At 56.6% G+C, this 18,517-nt stretch carries 21 protein-coding genes; 14 read left to right on the top strand and 7 right to left on the bottom strand.

Annotation, left to right across the window (positions count from 1 at the left end; genetic code table 11):
* Positions 1-14 precede the first annotated feature (14 nt).
* The 4 genes from ybeY to miaB form a co-directional block, all read right to left on the bottom strand.
* Positions 15-509, bottom strand: a complete 495-nt coding sequence (gene ybeY / locus AC2FJV_RS16055) for an rRNA maturation RNase YbeY (protein ID WP_142639430.1) — start codon at positions 507-509, stop codon at positions 15-17.
* Positions 510-548: 39 nt separating this feature from the next.
* Positions 549-1,571, bottom strand: a complete 1,023-nt coding sequence (locus AC2FJV_RS16050; RefSeq protein ID WP_142639428.1) for a PhoH family protein — start codon at positions 1,569-1,571, stop codon at positions 549-551.
* A 142-nt stretch (positions 1,572-1,713) separates the two neighbouring features.
* Positions 1,714-2,424, bottom strand: coding sequence for an outer membrane protein (locus tag AC2FJV_RS16045; protein WP_281973462.1), 711 nt, complete (start codon positions 2,422-2,424; stop codon positions 1,714-1,716).
* Between the two features lie 236 nt (positions 2,425-2,660).
* Positions 2,661-3,980: a tRNA (N6-isopentenyl adenosine(37)-C2)-methylthiotransferase MiaB gene (miaB, locus tag AC2FJV_RS16040; protein ID WP_496694533.1), complete on the bottom strand. Its 1,320-nt coding sequence runs from the start codon at positions 3,978-3,980 to the stop codon at positions 2,661-2,663.
* A 121-nt stretch (positions 3,981-4,101) separates the two neighbouring features.
* Between miaB and AC2FJV_RS16035 the strand changes: the two genes are divergently transcribed.
* Positions 4,102-4,965 (top strand): glycosyltransferase family protein, encoded by an 864-nt coding sequence (locus AC2FJV_RS16035; RefSeq protein ID WP_496714081.1) that lies wholly within the window; start codon positions 4,102-4,104, stop codon positions 4,963-4,965.
* 5 nt (positions 4,966-4,970) lie between these two features.
* On the opposite strand, the gene AC2FJV_RS16030 is transcribed toward AC2FJV_RS16035, so the two are convergent.
* Positions 4,971-5,768 carry a phytanoyl-CoA dioxygenase family protein gene (locus AC2FJV_RS16030; protein ID WP_271951572.1) on the bottom strand — a complete coding sequence of 266 codons (798 nt, stop codon included), beginning with the start codon at positions 5,766-5,768 and terminating at the stop codon, positions 4,971-4,973.
* An 86-nt stretch (positions 5,769-5,854) separates the two neighbouring features.
* Here AC2FJV_RS16030 and AC2FJV_RS16025 point away from each other — a divergent pair, with 86 nt between their 5' ends.
* On the top strand, positions 5,855-6,745 hold the full coding sequence (locus AC2FJV_RS16025) for a LysR family transcriptional regulator (protein WP_496714070.1): 891 nt from the start codon (positions 5,855-5,857) through the stop codon (positions 6,743-6,745).
* A 2-nt stretch (positions 6,746-6,747) separates the two neighbouring features.
* Here AC2FJV_RS16025 and irrA read toward each other — a convergent pair whose 3' ends face one another.
* The gene (gene irrA / locus AC2FJV_RS16020; RefSeq protein ID WP_142639421.1) at positions 6,748-7,164 is read right to left on the bottom strand and encodes an iron response transcriptional regulator IrrA; all 417 of its coding nucleotides are present in this window, start codon (positions 7,162-7,164) and stop codon (positions 6,748-6,750) included.
* A 187-nt stretch (positions 7,165-7,351) separates the two neighbouring features.
* On the opposite strand from irrA, the gene fabA reads away from it, so the two are divergent.
* From fabA to AC2FJV_RS16000, 4 genes are read left to right on the top strand one after another with little or no spacing between them, the layout of a single operon-like run.
* Complete coding sequence (gene fabA / locus AC2FJV_RS16015; RefSeq protein WP_142639419.1) at positions 7,352-7,861, top strand: bifunctional 3-hydroxydecanoyl-ACP dehydratase/trans-2-decenoyl-ACP isomerase; 510 nt, start codon at positions 7,352-7,354, stop codon at positions 7,859-7,861.
* A gap of 31 nt (positions 7,862-7,892) precedes the next feature.
* Positions 7,893-9,122 (top strand): beta-ketoacyl-ACP synthase I, encoded by a 1,230-nt coding sequence (fabB, locus tag AC2FJV_RS16010; protein WP_281973459.1) that lies wholly within the window; start codon positions 7,893-7,895, stop codon positions 9,120-9,122.
* 5 nt (positions 9,123-9,127) lie between these two features.
* On the top strand, positions 9,128-9,919 hold the full coding sequence (locus tag AC2FJV_RS16005; RefSeq protein ID WP_271951566.1) for an enoyl-ACP reductase FabI: 792 nt from the start codon (positions 9,128-9,130) through the stop codon (positions 9,917-9,919).
* A gap of 59 nt (positions 9,920-9,978) precedes the next feature.
* Positions 9,979-10,164 (top strand): hypothetical protein, encoded by a 186-nt coding sequence (locus tag AC2FJV_RS16000; RefSeq protein WP_142639413.1) that lies wholly within the window; start codon positions 9,979-9,981, stop codon positions 10,162-10,164.
* A gap of 15 nt (positions 10,165-10,179) precedes the next feature.
* Here AC2FJV_RS16000 and AC2FJV_RS15995 read toward each other — a convergent pair whose 3' ends face one another.
* Entirely contained in the window at positions 10,180-10,608 is a 429-nt protein-coding gene (locus tag AC2FJV_RS15995; protein ID WP_142639411.1) for an FKBP-type peptidyl-prolyl cis-trans isomerase, read from the bottom strand.
* A 109-nt stretch (positions 10,609-10,717) separates the two neighbouring features.
* On the opposite strand from AC2FJV_RS15995, the gene AC2FJV_RS15990 reads away from it, so the two are divergent.
* The 8 genes from AC2FJV_RS15990 (at position 10,718) to AC2FJV_RS15955 (ending at position 18,493) form a co-directional block, all read left to right on the top strand.
* Positions 10,718-11,404 (top strand): haloacid dehalogenase type II, encoded by a 687-nt coding sequence (locus AC2FJV_RS15990; protein ID WP_496714069.1) that lies wholly within the window; start codon positions 10,718-10,720, stop codon positions 11,402-11,404.
* On the top strand, positions 11,404-12,231 hold the full coding sequence (locus AC2FJV_RS15985) for an alpha/beta fold hydrolase (protein WP_496714068.1): 828 nt from the start codon (positions 11,404-11,406) through the stop codon (positions 12,229-12,231). Before AC2FJV_RS15990 ends, AC2FJV_RS15985 begins: the two co-directional genes overlap by 1 nt.
* Positions 12,228-13,202 carry a threonine ammonia-lyase gene (locus tag AC2FJV_RS15980; RefSeq protein ID WP_496714067.1) on the top strand — a complete coding sequence of 325 codons (975 nt, stop codon included), beginning with the start codon at positions 12,228-12,230 and terminating at the stop codon, positions 13,200-13,202. Before AC2FJV_RS15985 ends, AC2FJV_RS15980 begins: the two co-directional genes overlap by 4 nt.
* A 57-nt stretch (positions 13,203-13,259) precedes the next feature.
* A complete protein-coding gene (gene pcaD, locus AC2FJV_RS15975) occupies positions 13,260-14,048 on the top strand; it encodes a 3-oxoadipate enol-lactonase (protein ID WP_281973454.1) in 789 nt (262 codons plus the stop codon).
* A 12-nt stretch (positions 14,049-14,060) separates the two neighbouring features.
* A complete protein-coding gene (locus AC2FJV_RS15970) occupies positions 14,061-14,786 on the top strand; it encodes an alpha/beta fold hydrolase (protein ID WP_496714066.1) in 726 nt (241 codons plus the stop codon).
* Between the two features lie 73 nt (positions 14,787-14,859).
* Entirely contained in the window at positions 14,860-16,059 is a 1,200-nt protein-coding gene (locus tag AC2FJV_RS15965; RefSeq protein WP_496714065.1) for a TCR/Tet family MFS transporter, read from the top strand.
* An 82-nt stretch (positions 16,060-16,141) separates the two neighbouring features.
* Positions 16,142-17,236, top strand: a complete 1,095-nt coding sequence (locus AC2FJV_RS15960; RefSeq protein ID WP_496714080.1) for a zinc-binding dehydrogenase — start codon at positions 16,142-16,144, stop codon at positions 17,234-17,236.
* Between the two features lie 24 nt (positions 17,237-17,260).
* Positions 17,261-18,493, top strand: coding sequence for a mandelate racemase/muconate lactonizing enzyme family protein (locus tag AC2FJV_RS15955; protein ID WP_271951557.1), 1,233 nt, complete (start codon positions 17,261-17,263; stop codon positions 18,491-18,493).
* Positions 18,494-18,517 lie beyond the last annotated feature (24 nt).

The following is an 18,517-nucleotide window of genomic DNA, read 5'->3' as shown; positions in this document are numbered from 1 at the left end:
CCGAAAGGCTCGCTCTAAGCATTATATGGGTCATCAATACCCAGTTTGCCAAGTATCTCCACCTCAACACCCTCCATCAGCGTGGCGTCGAGATCACGAATGTGATCATAACCCAGCAAATGCAACAGGCCGTGAACGATCAGATGTGTGACATGATCATCCATGTTTTTCCCTGCCTCCGCCGCCTCGCGAGCACAAGTATCATAAGAAATCGCGATATCGCCCAGAGCAATTTCCCCTGAGAAATCGGGTTCAGGGAGTATCGGAGTCTGCCCGGCGGAATCCGCAGCCAAATCTTCGGCTGGCCAGCTAAGCACATTGGTCGGTGACGCCTTTTCGCGGAATTCCGTGTTCAACTGGGCGATCCGTGCATCGTCGCATCCCAGCAGGCTAACCTCACACTGGTCCGCATCAAGATCGCAATGATCCAAAACCGCCCTTGTGGCGCGCTCTGCCAAAAATTCGAGCCCGTCCCAGCGCGGGTCTTCAACCGATAGTTCCAGGTTCATGCCACCATGTCCAAAATCCCGATACCGGGACCCAGAAGATCAACCCGTTTCACGGCCCGTATCGGCCTCATACGCTTCGATGATCGCGGCGACAAGTGGGTGCCGGACAACATCCTTGGAGGTGAAATAGTTGAAGCTGATATTTGGTATCGTGCTCAACAGCCGTTCTGCATCCGCCAATCCCGACTGAACTCCGCGCGGCAGGTCAACCTGTGACCGGTCGCCTGTTATGACCATGCGGCTGCCTTCGCCCAAACGGGTCAGGAACATTTTCATCTGCATGGTCGTGGCGTTCTGCGCCTCATCCAGCACAACGAAGGCGTTCGCGAGCGTACGGCCACGCATGAACGCCAGAGGTGCAATCTCGATGCGCTTTTCCTCGATCAGCTTGGCCAGTTGTTTCCCGGGCAAAAAATCATTCAGCGCATCATAGAGCGGCTGCATATAGGGATCGACCTTGTCCTTCATGTCGCCAGGTAGATATCCCAGCTTTTCGCCCGCTTCGACGGCGGGACGACTGAGGATGATGCGGTCGACATGCCCGCCGATAAACATCGATACGCCAACGGCCACGGCCAGATAGGTCTTACCTGTGCCCGCCGGACCTATGCCAAAGGCCAGCTCATTGTTGAACAAGGACTGAACATAGACCTTCTGGGCGTCAGTACGCGGCTCGACCAGCTTTTTGCGGGTTTTGATCTCAACCGAACCACCCTTAAACATCTCAAGCTGATCGCCATCCCGGCTGCCGGTTCCTGTCTCCGACCCGCCCATGCGAAGTTCGCGGTCTACATCCGCTGCTTCTACGTCACGACCACCTTCCAGGCGGGTATACAGCGCTTGCAGAACTTCGATCGCCTGTTTTTGGGATTCGTCGTCACCCATGACAACCAGTTGGTTGCCACGGCGCACGATCTGCACGGTCAGCTTCTGTTCGATTTCGGTCAGGTTGCGGTCATATTCGCCGCAAAGATCTATCAATAACCGATTGTCTGGAAATTCAACAAACGCTTCCCGCTGGGGCGTTTCATTTTGCGGTGGGTTCAGGGCACCAATGGCCAATCCGCTCTCCTGTCTGGGCGTTTCACCCCAAGCGTAGACAACATTTCTTGGTGGGCGCAAGCCAGAGATTCAAATTTTCCGTACAGAATGGTAAAACCGCCGATCAAGTTGGAGGCACCGCGAACGTTCCATACAGGCAAACCTAGAACTGATAGTTCAGGCCAAACCGCAAACCACGGTAACGGGGCGTCGATTTGGTCGTAAACCCGTTGTCAAATTCGACGGTTTCAGAATCGAACCGGACGTATTCATATTCCCCAGTGATCGACCAGTTCTCATTCAGTTTGTGCTCGGCGCCAATGCTGGCCGAGAACCCTTTTCGACTGTCTTTATCCTGAAAGGACTGGGTTGTTGCCCCGGATGTAATCGAACTGGTCGTGGTTATATCGCCATGCACGTAACCAACGGAAATAAAGTATAACACTCTGCCACTTGGGTTTGTCAGACCGTTCCGGAAGCGAATTGAGATGACATCCGAAATCTCTGAACCGCCATTGACGACTGAGGTTCCGATCTGCGTCGACACTTCATCGTCCAGAGATCCGAAATCATAGCCCAACTCGACCCCATAGACGTAGTCACGCCCGCCTTTTGCGGGCAGAAGACCGCGCCAACCGCCCCGAATACCACCGTAACTGCCGGTGAGGTCCAATTCGCCGACAGCAAACGTATCTGTAGGCGTCGTCAGGCCAAAGCGGTCCGAGCCGCTGGTCGAATAGCCGGCTGTCAAGCCCAGATAGAAGGCGCTAACATCGCTGCCATAACGTGCTGACGATATTACCGGCGGTTCAGATAAATCCGGATCCAGATTCCCTGCGGCAGCGGAATTGAGTACCAGAAACAACGCGGCCATTGCGGGAAGGGCAACCCTGATATTAGACCCTGCACTAAATCTCAAATTTTTCACTCGCACCCTCCGTCATCCCGATCCGACACCAGGATCAGCACTGATATGCCGTTTCAGGAGGCGTTAGCCTAGGCCCCGAAAAAACCTGACTTTTCTCGGAACATAATTCCAAGTGATAAATCAAGGGTAAATCTTGGAAACAAATACCAGCGATGGTATCCGCATCACAGATAAAGGACGGGTCAGAGCAACCGCCCCGCCAGAGAATTCGCACCTGATCCGATGATCAAAACGTCCCGCAACGCGCCGATTTCCACATCCGCATCAGAGACGTGAACCGAATGAAGATATTCAGATTTTCCCACCATCTGTCCCGGCAACCGGCCGGTTTTTTCGAACAGAACGCGGACTTTGCGTCCAACCATGGCATCCTGAATTTCGCGCTGATGACGCGTGATCAATCCCTGCAGCCGCTGTAGGCGGTCATCCGCCACCCCAGGATCAACCTGAGACCGCTCGGCTGCGGGCGTTCCCGGGCGCGTCGAATACTTGAACGAATAGGCGTAGCCGTATTTGACCTGCTCGACCAAATCCATGGTGGCCTGAAAATCTTCGTCGGTTTCTTCAGGGAACCCAACGATGAAATCACCAGACATGACAATATCCGGACGCGCAGCGCGGATACGCTCGATCAGACGCAAATAGCTTTCGGCTGTGTGACTGCGGTTCATCCGCTTCAGAATGCGATCCGAACCCGACTGGACCGGTAAATGAAGATAGGGCATCAGTTTTTCGCAGGTGCCGTGCGCCTCGATCAGGTCGTCGGCCATGTCATTCGGGTGCGACGTGGTAAAGCGGATGCGCTCTAGCCCGTCGACCTTGTTCAACTCCCAGATCAGTCCCGCCAGCGTCATGTCGCCGTTCGGTCCAGCACCGTGATAGGCGTTGACGTTCTGACCCAGCAGAGTGATCTCACGCACGCCACGTTCGACCAAATCCTGTGCCTCGCGGACGATACGGTCCACCGGACGGCTGACTTCGGCGCCTCGGGTATAGGGCACGACACAGAAGGCACAGAATTTATCGCAGCCTTCCTGAACGGTCAGAAAAGCGGTGGGGCCACGTTTGGCTTTGGGACGATTCTTGAGCTTTTCGAACTTGTCCTCTTCGGGGAAATCCGTGTCCAGTGCCTTGGCGCCTTCGCGCGTCTTGGCTTCCATCTCAGGCAGACGGTGATAGCTTTGCGGGCCAACCACCAGATCGACCAGGGGCTGGCGGCGCATGATTTCTTCGCCCTCGGCCTGCGCGACGCAGCCTGCGACCCCGATCTTGAGATCGGGTTTTTCGGCTTTCAACCCTTTGAAACGCCCCAGCTCGGAATAGACCTTTTCGGCTGCTTTTTCCCGGATGTGACAGGTGTTCAGCAGAATCATATCCGCGTCATCCGGGCTCTGGGTTTCGACATAGCCCTGCCCCCCCAGGGTCTCGGCCATACGCTCGCTGTCATAGACGTTCATCTGGCAACCATAGGTCTTGATGTACAGCTTTTTGGGTTCTGACATGGGGTTGGGCCTTTGCGTTCGCGGGATCGGCGTCATCTATACCCAACGAACGCCGCTTGCAATGCCAGCGCGATTACCCGATTTTGGCCGAAAACTCCAGATGGACGGGGCCGGACAGGCAATGCAGTACGACAGTCTCACTTCTTTCCTTCAATCCGGCAAGGCCGCGTTGGCCAAAGGTCCGATTGCGATGATCTTCGCCGAAGACGATGTCGAGATCGACGGTACCATCCGGCACCATCTGAACCTTGGCTTCAAGTCACTGATCGTGTTCATGCCCGAAGCCTTTACGCTGGATCCTGAACTGACCGAGCGTATCCACAGAGTGACACTGACCTGCGCACCAAGAACCGTCGTCTTTGACACGGTTAATCAGGTCATCCAGGCCGCTCCTGACCTTTGGATGTATTACTGCTATAACGCTGAATACCTGTTCTTCCCCTTCTGCGAAACGCGCACGATTGGCGAGTTGCTGGCCTTTCACACCGAAGAACGCCGAAACGCCATGCTAACCCATGTGATCGACCTGTATGCTGATGACTTGGGCGCCTTTCCAAACGGGGTTGCCCCTGACCAAGCCATGCTGGACAGCACCGGGTATTACGCACATGCCCGACACAACGCTGAAGGACACCCGCTGGAAAGACAGCTGGACATATCCGGCGGATTGCGCTGGCGGTTCGAAGATCACATCCCCTATGAACGCCGCCGCATCGACAGAATCGGGTTGTTCAAATCGCGAAATGATCTGTTGTTACTGCCCGACCACACGTTCAATGAGCCCGAGTACAACACCTATTCCTGCCCCTGGCACCACAATCTGACGGCGGCGATCTGCTCCTTCCGCGCAGCCAAGGCGCTTAAAAGCAACGCGGGGTCGACCTTCGACATCCCCAGTTTCCGCTGGCGCAACTCGGCTCGGTTCCAGTGGTCATCTCAGCAGCTGTTGGAACTGGGGCTCATCGAATCGGGGCAGTGGTTCTAGGCAGCTCAGCGTCGCAGCAGAACCGGGAACCAATCTTCCCGCAAACGCTGCCCGGGCTGCATGTCGTGGCCCGGAAACGGAGGCGAAGTGCGCCCCGGACGTTCCACATATCGCGCATCCTCCCCAACCAACCGCAAGGAAAAAGCACGGCGGCGGCTGTCAGACTGGTTTCCACGCGCGCCATGCAGCGTACGGTAGTTGAAGGCAACCGCGTCACCGGGTTCCATCTCGAATTCAACCACCCTCATACCTTCGGCATCGGGGTCGGGAATGGGGATGTACTGGCCTTCATCCGCGAAAAACCCTTCTTCCGAGACCCAACGCGTGGGCAGAACCTCTTTCTCCCATCTATGTGAACCTGCCACACAACGAAGGGTGGCTTGTGTCACCGGGTCCAATGGCGACCAGAAACTGATCGTCTGACTGCCCTCGACGAAATAGTATGGCCCATCCTGGTGCCACGGCGTTGCCATCGACGTGCCTGGTTCTTTCACCAGAACATGGTCATGGAACATTTGTACGGTTTGCGACTGCATCAGATCCGCTGCGACCTCGGCTGCCGGTGAATTGTGGATCACGTTCTGGAACTGTTCGATACGCGACCAGTTGCAGTAATCATCAAAGAACAGACCGGTTTCGCCCTGTTTTTGGTTGTCAGACGCATATGGTCCGGGTTCAGCCATATTGGCCGCGATGCCGTCACGCAGCGTATCCACGTAGTCGGCGAACAAACCTTTGATCAGAACCACGCCGTCCTGTTGGTATGTGTCAATCATCTCTTGCGTAACCAGGGGGTGTGCCATCTGCGCCTCCGTTCGAATTTAACCTGAATTTGCTCATGAAATTTCCATCTATTCAAATAATATCTTTGAAATGTATAGTTAACCTAATGTTATACGTTACCCTACGCCAATATGAATATGTCTGCGCCATCGGACGGCATGGCAGCCTGTCTGCTGCAGCGTTGCATCTAAATGTTTCGCAGCCAGCCCTGTCGAATGCGCTAACCCGGGTCGAAGACCAGTTGGGCTATCCGCTGTTTATCCGAAAGCGCGGAGCGGCTATGGCGCTGACACCGCAGGGACGCAGCTTTATTGAAAACGCCGAGGCCCTGCTGACACGTGCCGCACGTTTGGAAAATTCTGGAACAGACGGGACCGCAACCACGCGCCTGCGTCTGGGCTGTTTCGACGACCTCGCGCCTTTCCTGCTGGCAAAGGCTTTGCATAGCCTGCGACAGAACATGCCCGAAGTTGATATCACATATCGCGTAGACGAATTTCAGGGCCTGATTTCCGGCCTCGTCAATGGTGAGATCGACCTTGCCTTGACTTATGGCCTGACACTGGATGCGGCCTTTTCCACGACCACCTTGTTCACCAATCGACCAATCGCGGTTATGACAAAAGGCCACCCCTTGGCCAATCGGGCGCAGGTATCATTGCAGGATGTAGTGGCCTACCCCCTGATCCTATCGAACGAGGGACTATCTGCGCAGCATTTCCTGAGTCTCTTCCGTCAACTTGGGCAGAACCCCAATGTCGCACATCGGGCCGCGTCGCCCGAGATCCAACGCAGCCTCGCGGCGCATGGCGAAGGCGTTGCCATCAGCTATGCCAACATTCCTGCCAAGACCAGCTATGACGGGATGCCGTTGGTCAGCATACCTGTGTCAGATGAAATCGCAGCAGAACCCGTTGTTGTGGCACGGCATGCAACAGGCCCTTTGGATCCGCATAGCGAAAAGGCACAGCACATCCTGACCGGACTGATGACGTAAGTTTACTTTTTACGCAGACGGATCACAACGTCGACTGACGCGATCTCAACCCCTTCAGGCGCGTCGGGCAGACGCTGGATGACCAGCTGTTCGGACGGAGCATCGCTGAGCCGGCCCTCATCTTCCCAATAGAAATGCGGATGATCATGCGTGTTGGTGTCGAAATAGCTTTTCGATCCGTCAACGGTAATTTCTTGCAGAACCCCGGCATCGCAAAAGGCGCGCAACGTGTTGTAAACCGTCGCCAGAGAAACAGCATCTCCGTTCTGTTTGGCCGATTCAAACAGGCTTTCGGCGGTGACGTGGCGATGGCGGCCATCACCGACCAGCAGCTCTGCCAAAGCTACGCGCTGACGCGTCGGACGCAATCCGGCGTGAACCAACCAACCTGTGGCTATGCTCTGGCAATCTGCTGTCATCAGTCCAATACCAATTTGTTGCTGAGGTATATATAAGTGCTGTAGTCAGGTAATTTCAAATGAATTTCATTCGCAGAGAATAATGTAAACACAACATGATGTAGGCCACTGCTCTTGCAGGACCTTGCATACGGGTGCTAGACGAGACCAAATTAGATGGAAAGACCCCTGGCAGGAGAGGCGCAGAATGGCCCAATTCCCAAGCAGCTTTGACAAGGACGATCTGCTGAAATGCGCCCGCGGCGAACTATTCGGCCCCGGGAACGCACAGTTGCCCGCCCCGCCGATGTTGATGATGGATCGGATCACCGAGATTTCGGCCGATGGTGGCGCCCATGGCAAAGGTCATATTCTCGCTGAATTCGACATTACGCCCGACCTTTGGTTCTTTGATTGCCATTTCCCCGGCAACCCGATCATGCCCGGCTGCTTGGGCCTGGACGGTTTGTGGCAGCTGACCGGATTCAACCTGGGCTGGCGCGGCTGGCAAGGGCGCGGCATGGCCGTTGGAGTGGGCGAGGTCAAGCTGACAGGTATGGTACGCCCGGACCGCAAGATGCTGACCTATAAAATCGACTTCAAGAAAGCAATCCAGACCCGCCGCCTGACTATGGGTGTCGCAGATGGTATCGTCGAAGCCGACGGTGAGATGATTTACGATGTCAAGGACATGAAAGTAGTTCTGTCCGAAGCCTGAGCCTGACCGGCCCCAAATAAGGAGCACGCACATGCGTCGAGTAGTTGTCACCGGCTTGGGAGTTGTCTCTTCCATCGGGAACAATGCCGAAGAGGTTCTGACCTCACTCAAGGCCGGCAAGTCCGGCATCGTGGCCAATGACCAGATGGTCGAACATGGCTTTCGCAGCCAGATCGCCGGGTCGCTCAAAATCGACGTTAGCGAACATGTGGACAAGCGCACCCTGCGCTTTATGGGTCCCGGAGCGGCCTATGCGCATATCGCGATGAGCCAGGCGATTGCCGATTCAGGATTGACCGAAGACCAGGTTGCCAACCCACGTACCGGCCTTGTCGCCGGATCGGGCGGACCGTCGACCAGCGCCATGCTGACTGCGCATCAGACCGTTCTGAAAAACGGCGCGACCAAGCGGATCGGCCCGTTTGCAGTTCCTAAATGCATGTGCTCAACCATTTCGGCCAACCTTGCGACCGCCTTCAAGATCAAGGGCATCAATTACTCGATCACTTCGGCCTGTTCGACCTCGTTGCATTGCATCGGCAATGCCGCAGAGCAGATCATGATGGGCAAACAAGATATAATGTTCGCGGGCGGCGGGGAAGAGCTGGACTGGACCTTGTCCTGTCTGTTCGATGCAATGGGTGCCATGTCGTCGAAATACAACGATACGCCCGAAAAAGCTTCTCGTGCATTCGACCAAGACCGCGACGGGTTCGTAATATCCGGCGGAGGCGGTATTGTCGTGCTGGAAGATCTGGAACACGCATTGGCACGCGGCGCCAAAATCTATGCTGAAGTGACGGGTTTTGCAGCAACCTCCGACGGTCACGACATGGTAGCCCCCTCTGGCGAAGGTGGCGAACGCGCCATGCGTCTGGCGCTGGACACCCTGCCCGAAGGCCGCAAGGTCGACTACATCAATGCCCATGGCACCTCGACCCCGGTCGGAGATGTCGGCGAAGTCGAAGCTGTGCGCCGTATTTTTGGCGAGGGTAGCGTGCCGCCGATTTCCTCGACCAAGTCGATGACAGGCCACGCACAAGGTGCGGCTGGCGCGCTGGAGGCTATTTTCTGCCTTTTGATGCTGGAACATGATTTTATAACGCCGTCGATCAACGTCGACACGCTTGCCGAGGGCATCCAGCCCGGAGAAATTGCAACTCAGCTAGTTGAAAATGCAGGTTTGGACAGCGTCATGACCAACAGCTTCGGCTTTGGTGGGACGAACGGGTCCATGGTTCTTTCAAAGTATAACGGGTGAATGGAATGTCAGATCTAATGAAAGGCAAACGCGGCCTCGTTATGGGCGTGGCGAATGACCGTTCGATCGCATGGGGCATCGCAAAGGCCATGCACGAAGCGGGCGCCGAACTGGCATTCACCTATCAGGGCGAGGCATTCGGAAAGCGGCTGGAACCGCTGGCGCAAAGCCTTGGCAGCGATTTCATGGTCGATGCGGACGTCACTGATGATGAGTCGCTGGATCGTGCCTTTGACGAGTTGGCCCAGCGCTGGCCGACCATTGATTTTGTGGTCCACGCCATCGCCTATTCCGACAAGTCCGAGCTTACAGGCCGGTTCCTGGACACCAGCCGGGCGAATTTCAAGAATTCGATGGATATTTCGGCCTATTCGCTGATCGAAGTGGCCCGCCGCGCCTATCCGATGATGAAAGAAAACGGCGGTACGATCCTGACGCTGACCTATCAGGGGTCTAACCGGGTTGTGCCCAACTACAACGTAATGGGTGTGGCCAAAGCTGCGCTGGAATCAGCGACCCGTTATCTGGCCAACGATCTTGGACCTGACGGAATCCGGGTGAACGCAATCTCTCCGGGTCCGATGAAAACACTGGCCGGGGCGGCCATCGGTGGGGCCCGCAAGACCTTCAAGTTCTGCGACCAGAACGCTCCGATGCGCAGCAATGCCACGCTTGAGGCTGTCGGCGGCACCGCGGTTTATCTGGCTTCGGATGCGGGGGCCTGCACCTCGGGCGAAGTTATTCGTGTTGATGGTGGCTTCCACGTTCTGGGAATGCCTCAACCGGACCATATGTGACCATTTCTTTCCCTGTCAGTGCCAAGATTTGACCATCTTTCGCAGGCAGGGATAGTTGCATGAACAAAGCAGAGCAAATCATTGCCAGCAGCAAGCGGGTTTCCCGCCGAAAACCGGGTTTTCTGGGGTTTAGAGGCCGCGTCGCCTTGATGACCCTAACAATGCTGCTGATGCTGTTTGTATTCTTCACTCAGCCGCATGTACGCGAGATCTTTGCATCATGGACCAGCCTGTTTTCAGGTTGATCCAGATCACGAAACTCAATTCACCGAAACCACTTCGATTTCGAAAATCAGGTCCCTTCCGGCCAGAGGATGGTTCGCGTCCAGCGTGACGGTCACCTCATCAGCCTCGACAACAGTTACCGGCAATGCGTGCCCTTCGGGCGTTTGCATCTGTAACTGGGTGCCGGGTTCAAGCGGGATGTCGTCCGGAATACCTTCGCGTGGAATGCTCTGGCGCATTTCGGGATTGATCGGCCCATAAGCATCAACGCAGGCGATCTCGACACGTTTTTTGTCCCCGGCCACCAGACCAGGCATAGCACTGTCCAATCCGGGAATAATCTGCCCAGACCCCACCTCGAATTCCAGTGGATCGCGCCCTTGTGAACTGTCAAAGACATTCCCGTCCTGCAACGTACCGGTATAGTGGATGCGAACTGTGTCGCCCTGTTTTATCGCTGTCATTTTGGCCTCCGGTCGATAGAAAATTGAGCGGTCAAACCTAGGCAATGAAGCAACATTGTAAACCCTTAGCACTTTTGCAAACCTGCACCGAATGAACGGAGGGGAATTGATGCCGATCACAACCTGCATTTTTGATGCATACGGCACGTTGTTCGATGTGGCCGCCGCTGCAAGGCAAGCCGCATCGGAACCTGGCAATGAGGCGCTGCAGCAGAAATGGCCGGAACTGGCCAATCACTGGCGCCTGAAACAGTTGCAATACACCTGGCTGCGTGCGGTGGCCGATGCACATGCAGATTTCTGGGACGTCACCCAGGACGGTCTGGATTGGGCACTAGAGGCAACGGGGCTGGACCAGCACCCAGCCCTACGCCAGCGCCTGCTTGATCTCTACTGGGAATTGCAGGCCTATCCCGAGGTTCCCGAAATGCTGGCCACCCTTAAGGCCGGCGGGATGCAGACTGCGATCTTGTCGAACGGATCACCGCCGATGCTGGATGGTGCGGTTCAATCCGCAGGGATAAGCGGCGTTCTCGATGGTATTCTGTCGGTCGAAAGCGTCGGCGTCTTCAAACCGCATGCCAAGGTTTATGATCTGGTCGCACAGAGGTTCGGCTGCCAGCGCGACGAAGTCTTGTTCGTCAGCTCAAATGGCTGGGACGCGGCGGGGGCCAGTGGCTATGGTTTCGTCACTGCCTGGGTCAACCGTGCGAACGAACCAATGGATCGGTTGCCATGGCAGCCAACGCATGTACTGTCCGACCTGACATCCATTCCGGAACTTGCAGGATTCTGATGCCCTTTTTTTCGACCAACGACGGCAAACACCTCTATTTCGAAGACACCGGCAGCGGCAGGCCGGTCCTGTGTTTGGCTGGCCTTACCCGAAACAGCCGGGATTTCTCATTTCTTGCCCCGCACATGACCGATTGGCGGATGATCGCGATGGATTATCGCGGGCGCGGGCAATCCGAGCATGACTCGGATCACGGGAACTATAGCCTGTTACGCGAATCTCAAGACGTGATTGATCTGCTGGATCATCTTGGCCTGGATCAGGTGACCGTGATTGGGACCTCACGTGGAGGCCTGATCGCGATGACCTTGGCCACCACCCACCCAAAGCGGCTGGCGGCTGTTGTGCTCAATGATGTTGGTCCGGTCTTTAATCCATCGGGCATCGCCAAAATAATGGAATATGTCGGCAAACAACCGGTCTCGAAAACCTATGACGAGGCCGCGCAGGCGCTTCAGCACGTGTTGGGCCCGCAGTTTCCAGGGATTTCACTGGAAAGATGGCGGCAGATGGCTGAATTTCAAAATCAGGAAACGACAGAGGGTTTGACCCTGCGCTATGATCCGGCCCTGCGCACAGCGCTGCTGGAACAGGCCGCAGCCGGGGCAATCCCGGATATGTGGATATTCTTCGAGGCCCTGCACGACATCCCAACGGGTGTCATTCGCGGTGAAAATTCCGATCTTCTGAGCGCGCAGACATTGGCCGAGATGCAGAACCGGCATCCGGGGTTGATCTCGGCTACCGTGCCCGATCGCGGACACGTGCCGTTTCTGGACGAACCTCAATCATTGGGCGTTATTCGCAAAGTACTGGACGCGGCATGAGCACACTTGAAATGATCGAAGCCGCAGCCCTGCGTCTGCAAGGGCACGTCAGAGAAACACCAATCCTGACCTCTCCGTTTTTGGATGAAATCGCGGGTCGCCGCGTGTTGGTAAAACCGGAATGCCTGCAGCACACCGGCAGTTTCAAGTTTCGCGGGGCGTGGTCGGCCATTTCGGGCCTCAGTGAAGCAGACCGAAAGAAAGGTGTGATCGCCTATTCCTCGGGCAATCATGCTCAGGGCGTGGCTTATGCCGCCGCACGGCATGGTATTTCGGCTGTTATCATCATGCCCTCGGATGCCCCAAAGCTCAAAATCGACAACACGCGCGCTCTGGGGGCCGAGGTGGTTCTGTACGACCGCTCCAATGAAAGCCGCGAAGAAATCGGGGAGGCCGTGGCGGCCAAGCGTGGCCTGACCCTGATCCGCCCCTATGATGAACCGCTTGTGATAGCCGGGCAAGGCACAACCGGGTTGGAAATCGCGCGCCAGGCGGCTGTGCTGGGCGTCGAACAGGCTGATGTGCTGGTCTGTTGCGGCGGCGGGGGGCTGACCTCGGGTATTGCGCTTGCGCTCGAGGGGCACGCACCCGGTCTGCGCGCTCGCCCCTGCGAGCCCGAAGGGTTTGACGACGTCAAACGCTCGTTGGCACTGGGACGAATAAAGAACAACGCGGCCACATCTGGCAATATCTGCGACGCCATTCTGACCCCGCAACCCGGCGACATCACCTTTCCGATCCTGCAACGGCTGTGCGGTCCCGGCCTGTCTGTGACCGAAGAAGAGGCGATGCGCGCCATGGCTTTGGCCTTTCTGCGCCTGAAGATCGTGCTGGAACCGGGCGGTGCGGTTTCCCTGGCCGCAGCGTTGTTTCGCAGGTCCGAAATTCAAGGAGACGCCGTTATCATTGTCGCATCGGGTGGCAATGCGGACCCGGACGTCTTTGCCAAAGCTATGGAGTTCCTGACCTGACAACCGCCGTCGGTTCCGGCAGCGTGTCAGTTCAGCATGCAAAGACAAAGGATTTTTATGCAGATAGCTGACCTTGGGGATGTACAGCTTCATTACCGGATCGACGGCGCCCCACAAGGCGCGCCGATCGTATTCGCGAACTCGCTGGGCACCGATCTGCGCCTGTGGGATGCGATGCTGCCATACCTGCCTGATGGGCTGCGAGTCATTCGATACGACAAACGCGGGCATGGCCTGTCCTCGGCGCCTCAGGCGCCCTATTCGATGGGGGCGCTGATCCGCGATGCCGAAGGCCTTCTGGATCACCTAAAGGTCCGAGATTGCGTTTTTGTCGGTCTGTCCATCGGCGGGATGATCGCGCAGGGTCTGGCCGTCAAACGCCTGGATTTGATTCGCGGGCTGGTTCTATCAAATACAGCGGCCAAAATAGCCACCCCGGCGATTTGGGCGGACCGTATGGAAGCCGTCCGGATCGGCGGCATCGAAATGCTAGCCGACGCAACTATGGAGCGCTGGTTCTCGCGGGCATTCCACGCGTCGCCCCAGCACCTGCTATGGCGCAACATGATGGTGCGGCAACCTGTTGAAGGCTATCTGGGATGTTGCGCCGCCATTTCCGGAACCGATTTTTACACGCCAACAAGTGGCCTGCGTTTGCCGACTTTGGGCATTGCGGGCAGTGAGGATGGCTCTACCCCGCCGGATCTAGTAAAAGAAACCATTGATCTTATTCCCGGTGCCCGTTTCGAATTGATACGCAAAGCGGGCCATCTGCCCTGCGTCGAACAACCCATTGAATACGCGGCCCTACTAAAAGACTTTTTGACTGGCATCGGTCATATCTGAAGGAGCATTGCTTTGGCGGATTTTCTGTTGGTCCATGGCTCATGCCATGGTGCCTGGTGTTGGAGAGATTTGATCCCAGCACTTGAAACACGCGGCCATTCGGTCCGCGCAATTGATATGCCCAGCCACGGATCTGACCCGACGTCGATCGACCAGGTGACCCTGGACAGTTGCCGGAACGCCGTTCTGGCTGCGAGCAGATCGGATACGATCATCGTCGGCCATTCTTGGGGGGGATACCCCATTAGTGCCGCCGCCGATTTGAGACCGGATGCGATGCGCGGACTTGTTTTCCTGTCCGCCTACGTCCCCGAGAACGGATTGTCGATGGTCGAGATGCGCCGGAAATCACCGCGGCAAACAATAGTTGATGCCGTCGAAAAATCGACTGACGGGCTGTCCTATACGGTCAAACCCGATAGCGTGAAGGCCTTGTTTTACCACGACTGCCCGGAAGAGGTCCTGCTTTATGCGCTGGCTCGGCTTTGCCCGCAGGCCATTGCACCTCAGGAGGCACGGCTTACCCTGACAGCACATTTTCAGGATATGCCCAAAGCATATATCCGAACACTCGACGACCATACCATCCCGCCTGAATACCAGCACATCATGAGCCTCAGCATGCCCGAGGGAATGCGCCATTCCATCCAAAGCTCTCATTCGCCATTCTTTTCGCACCCTGAAAAACTGGCCGATCTATTGGACGACATCGCGCAGGGCTTTGATACTCTTGACTGATCTGCGAAATCTTGCGGCTTTCCTCTGAACCTGACCCCCGATAGGGTGCCCGAAACTTTCTTTGTCGGTTCCCATGCGCTTACCTTTCCTGTTTGTTCTTGCCACTGTCATGATTGATGCAATGGGGATTGGCCTTGTGCTGCCCATTATGCCCGAGCTCATTATTGATGTTCAGGGTGGTACGCTGGCCAGCGCGGCGATCTGGGGCGGCGTCCTAAGCACCGCTTTTGCAGCGATGCAATTTATCTTTGGACCGATCCTGGGCAACCTGTCTGACGCTTTCGGGCGCAGGGGTGTATTGTTGGTATCGCTGTTTGTTATGTCGCTGGACTATGTGGTCATGGCGCTTGCTGGCAGTATTTGGCTATTACTTGCCGGTCGGATCGTCGGCGGGATCACAGCCGCAACTCATTCCACCGCCGCGGCGTTCATGGCGGATGTGTCGAAACCCCACGAAAAAGCTGCGAACTTCGGTCTGTTAGGGGCGGCATTCGGGGTTGGCTTTGTCCTGGGTCCGGTCATCGGCGGATTGCTGAGCGAATATGGAACCCGTGCGCCCTTCTGGGCTGCCGCAGCGCTTTCGGCCATAACATTCGGCGTCGGTTTGATGGTGATGCCTGAAACGGTGACCGATAAGAACCGGCGCCCGTTCAGCCTGCGCCGCGCTAACCCCGTGAATTCATTGCGTGCCATCGCGGCGCTGCCGGGAATCCGTCCGATGTTGTGGGTCTATTTCCTCTATTCAGTCTCAATCTACGTCTATCCGGCCATTTGGGCCTATTTCACCGCCGAGCGTTTTGGATGGTCACCCCAGATGATTGGTGTGTCGCTGGGTCTTTATGGAATTGGAATGGCCGCGGTTCAGGGCGGATTGATACGCCCCGCCACACGTTTTCTCGGCGAACGCGTAACAATCCTTCTCGGGATGGTGTTCGAGATTGTCAGCTTTCTGCTTCTGGCTTTTCTGACTAATGGAATAATCGCGCTGATGCTGATCCCGATCACGGCTATCGGCGCAGTCGCAACCCCGGCAATCCAGGCTCTGGCCTCGCGCGCAACACCAGATTCGCAACAAGGAGAGCTTCAGGGCGTGCTAACTTCACTGCACGCGCTTTCCATGGTGATTTCCCCTCTGGTCATGAGCAGCGTATTTGCCTGGTTCGCAAAGCCCGGCACCGCCATCTATTTTCCCGGCGCGCCGTTTCTTCTGGCCATGTGCCTTATGATTGTCGGCCTTATCCTCTTTTACAGATCTCGCCCCATTTCTGCATAACAACGACATGACGATGACGGTTTCGGCCTTGCAGGTCATTCCGAACCGCGCCACCGTGATTAAAACCGAATACGAGGACATCATGCAATCCATCAAGGCGGCCGTATGTCGGGCATTCGACAAACCCCTGGTCATAGAAGACGTGCTGATCGCCCCGCCCGCCGCCGGCGAAGTCGAGGTCACCCTGGATGCAGTTGCAATCTGCCATTCCGACATTTCTTTCGCCAGCGGCGCCTGGAGTGGATTCCTGCCCGCTGTTTATGGCCATGAGGCAGCGGGTGTGATCACCGCAACGGGCGGCATGACCGAAGGGTTCGAGGTTGGCGATTCCGTCGTGGTGACGCTTATCCGTGCATGCGGTTCCTGCCCCTCCTGCGCGGGTGGCAAGCCAACCTTATGTGAAACACCCCACGACACTGTAAAAGGTCCGTTGCGCACCGCTGACGGGGGCCCGCTGGAGCAAGCAATGGCGTGCGGGGCTTTTGCCGAAAAAGTCGTGGTCAGCCACCGGCAGATCGTGAGAATTCCCGAGGCCCTGCCAAAGGATGTGGCCAGTCTGCTGTCTTGCGGGGTAATCACCGGTGTGGGCGCTGCCGTGAATGCCGCCGGTCTGCGCCCGGGTCAGGATGTCGTCGTGATCGGGGCCGGAGGCGTTGGCCTGAACGCCATACAAGGCGCACGGATTGCGGGTGCCCGGCGTATCGTTGCGGTCGACATGACCGAGGACAAACTGGCCATTGCAAAGGAATTTGGTGCAACCCACGGCGTTCTGGCCACTTTGGACGCACCATGGAAGGCAGCTTACCGCGCACTTGGCGGTCGAGGGGCCGATGCCGTGCTGATCACAGTCGGTGCAATCCCGGCCTATGACCAGGCCGTTCGCTATCTTGGCCGAGGCGGTAAGGCCATCATGATCGGGATGCCCCATTCCGGCGACATGGCAAGCTATGAACCTGTTGTCCTGGCCGCACTTGGTCAGGGGCTGATCGGGTCAAAGATGGGGGATGTGGTGATCCAACGTGATATTCCCTGGATGATCGACCTGTATGAACAGGGGCGGCTGAGGCTGGATGAACTGATCTCGGGCCGCTGGTCCTTGTCGCAAATCAACGAGGCGATTGCGGATACCAAAACCGGATCGGCCAATCGAAACGTCATCATGTTTGACAGGGCCTAAGCAGCCCCGGCTGGAGTATATCCTATGAAACTGCAGGATCTCGATATCATTGTCACGGCCCCCCCTGCTCCGGGTTGGGGTGGCCGGTACTGGATACTGGTAAAGGTTACCACCGACACAGGCGTCACCGGTTGGGGCGAATGCTATGCTTCATCCATTGGACCTGAAGCTATGTGTCACGTAATCCGGGATGTCTTTGAACGGCATATGCTCGGCGAGAACCCCGAGAGCATCGAGCTTATGTTCCGCCGCGTCTATTCCAGCGGATTTACCCAGCGCCCCGACCTGACCGTAATGGGTGCGTTTTCAGGGCTAGAAATCGCGTGTTGGGACATTCTGGGTAAAGATCGCGACCGTCCGGTTTATGCGCTTTTGGGTGGGCTGGTTAATCAACGCATCCGGGCCTACACCTACCTTTACCCCCTGCCCCGGCATGACCTGGCCGACTTTTGGACTTCGCCCGACCAGGCCGCGGAATGTGCAGCTGAAATGGTGAGCCGCGGCTTCACGGCAGTAAAATTTGATCCCGCTGGTCCCTACACGATCCGTGGCGGGCATATGCCTGCTATGTCCGACATCTCGATGTCAGTTGCCTTTTGCAAAGCGATCCGTGAAGCGGTCGGCGACAGGGCCGACCTGTTGTTTGGCACCCACGGTCAGTTCAACACCGCAGGCGCAATCCGGCTGGGTCAGGCGCTGGAACCCTATTCACCGCTTTGGTTCGAAGAACCTACCCCACCTGACATGATCGAAGACATGGCCCGCGTCGCTCGCAACGTGCGAATACCCGTGGCAACCGGGGAACGCATGACCACCAAAGCCGAATTCGGTGCAGTTTTGCGCGCAGGTGCAGCAGAAATCCTGCAACCCGCCCTTGGGCGTGCAGGTGGGATATGGGAGATGAAGAAAGTCGCAGCCATGGCCGAGATATTCAACGCCCAAATGGCTCCGCATCTCTATGCTGGTCCAGTTGAATGGGCCGCCAACATCCATCTGGCAGCCTCAATCCCAAATCTGCTGTTGCTGGAAACCATTGATACGCCGTATCACGACGCTTTGATCAAAGGTTCACTGCGCGTTGAAAATGGCTTTGTCGTGGCACCGAATGCGCCAGGGTTGGGGATCGAAGTGGACGAAGATCTGGCCCGCTCACACCCCTATACCGGCGATGGGTTGCACCTTCAGATGCAGGAAGAACCTTGCGACTATGCCAACGGCAACGCCTTTCAGGGCGGTGCCCCTGCTGCAAAGGGGTGACAAGTACTGAAATTCTGAGTCATA

Source organism: Ruegeria sp. CDSA241 (assembly GCF_059611265.1).
The sequence above is the reverse complement of the archived record's forward strand: the minus strand, read 5'-3'. Positions and strand labels throughout refer to the sequence as shown.

Bases quoted from the DNA above. Each gene is read 5' to 3' on its own strand.
- AC2FJV_RS16035 (WP_496714081.1), top strand. From the start codon at position 4,102: ATGCAGTACGACAGTCTCACTTCTTTCCTTCAATCCGGCAAGGCCGCG.
- fabB (WP_281973459.1), top strand. From the start codon at position 7,893: ATGCGTCGAGTAGTTGTCACCGGCTTGGGAGTTGTCTCTTCCATCGGG.
- AC2FJV_RS15985 (WP_496714068.1), top strand. From the start codon at position 11,404: ATGCCCTTTTTTTCGACCAACGACGGCAAACACCTCTATTTCGAAGAC.
- fabA (WP_142639419.1), top strand. From the start codon at position 7,352: ATGGCCCAATTCCCAAGCAGCTTTGACAAGGACGATCTGCTGAAATGC.
- AC2FJV_RS15960 (WP_496714080.1), top strand. From the start codon at position 16,142: ATGCAATCCATCAAGGCGGCCGTATGTCGGGCATTCGACAAACCCCTG.
- AC2FJV_RS16030 (WP_271951572.1), bottom strand. From the start codon at position 5,768: ATGGCACACCCCCTGGTTACGCAAGAGATGATTGACACATACCAACAG.
- ybeY (WP_142639430.1), bottom strand. From the start codon at position 509: ATGAACCTGGAACTATCGGTTGAAGACCCGCGCTGGGACGGGCTCGAA.
- AC2FJV_RS15965 (WP_496714065.1), top strand. From the start codon at position 14,860: ATGCGCTTACCTTTCCTGTTTGTTCTTGCCACTGTCATGATTGATGCA.
- AC2FJV_RS16045 (WP_281973462.1), bottom strand. From the start codon at position 2,424: ATGGCCGCGTTGTTTCTGGTACTCAATTCCGCTGCCGCAGGGAATCTG.
- AC2FJV_RS16025 (WP_496714070.1), top strand. From the start codon at position 5,855: ATGTTATACGTTACCCTACGCCAATATGAATATGTCTGCGCCATCGGA.
- AC2FJV_RS16005 (WP_271951566.1), top strand. From the start codon at position 9,128: ATGTCAGATCTAATGAAAGGCAAACGCGGCCTCGTTATGGGCGTGGCG.
- AC2FJV_RS15990 (WP_496714069.1), top strand. From the start codon at position 10,718: ATGCCGATCACAACCTGCATTTTTGATGCATACGGCACGTTGTTCGAT.
- miaB (WP_496694533.1), bottom strand. From the start codon at position 3,980: ATGTCAGAACCCAAAAAGCTGTACATCAAGACCTATGGTTGCCAGATG.
- AC2FJV_RS15980 (WP_496714067.1), top strand. From the start codon at position 12,228: ATGAGCACACTTGAAATGATCGAAGCCGCAGCCCTGCGTCTGCAAGGG.
- pcaD (WP_281973454.1), top strand. From the start codon at position 13,260: ATGCAGATAGCTGACCTTGGGGATGTACAGCTTCATTACCGGATCGAC.
- irrA (WP_142639421.1), bottom strand. From the start codon at position 7,164: ATGACAGCAGATTGCCAGAGCATAGCCACAGGTTGGTTGGTTCACGCC.
- AC2FJV_RS15955 (WP_271951557.1), top strand. From the start codon at position 17,261: ATGAAACTGCAGGATCTCGATATCATTGTCACGGCCCCCCCTGCTCCG.
- AC2FJV_RS16000 (WP_142639413.1), top strand. From the start codon at position 9,979: ATGAACAAAGCAGAGCAAATCATTGCCAGCAGCAAGCGGGTTTCCCGC.
- AC2FJV_RS15995 (WP_142639411.1), bottom strand. From the start codon at position 10,608: ATGACAGCGATAAAACAGGGCGACACAGTTCGCATCCACTATACCGGT.